Below are 440 nucleotides of genomic sequence, written 5' to 3'. Positions count from 1 at the left end.
GCCCGGTATAGGTAGCGAGGTTCGATCGCGGGGTGCGGCCAATGGGCTTCTGGTCGACGCGCACCAGACGGCGCACCGCCTCCAGGTCGCCCGCCACGCGCCCACTTGTCGGCGTATCCGTCACCGCGAACAGTGGATCGCGCTCCTCGTCGGCATCGCTATCGTTGGCGCGGCCAAGATGCCGGTTCACCAACTCCGGCAGGGCCTGGCTGATCAGGCTCGACTTCCCCGATCCCGAGACACCCGTCACCGCCACGAAGCACCCCAGTGGTATCGCCGCATCGATCTTGTGGAGATTGTTGCGGGCGACATGCACGAGCTTGAGCCACCCAGCGGGTTCGCGGGGTTCTCGCAGCGGCACCTGTTGCTCGCCAAACAGATACGCTGCGGTACGCGATGCCTGCACCGCGGCAAGCCCGTCGAGCGGCCCGCTGTAGAGC

The 440-nt window shown here is 67.0% G+C and carries 1 pseudogene; it reads right to left on the bottom strand.

What is annotated here, in order from left to right:
• Positions 1-440, bottom strand: a pseudogene (locus tag AB4Z35_RS30600) (excinuclease ABC subunit A); the annotation flags it as partial.

The sequence above is a fragment of the Pseudomonas sp. KB_15 genome, from assembly GCF_052114525.1.
GTDB lineage: Bacteria > Pseudomonadota > Gammaproteobacteria > Pseudomonadales > Pseudomonadaceae > Aquipseudomonas.
Note: the sequence above shows the minus strand (reverse complement) of the source record. Positions and strands in the feature narration are given on the sequence as shown.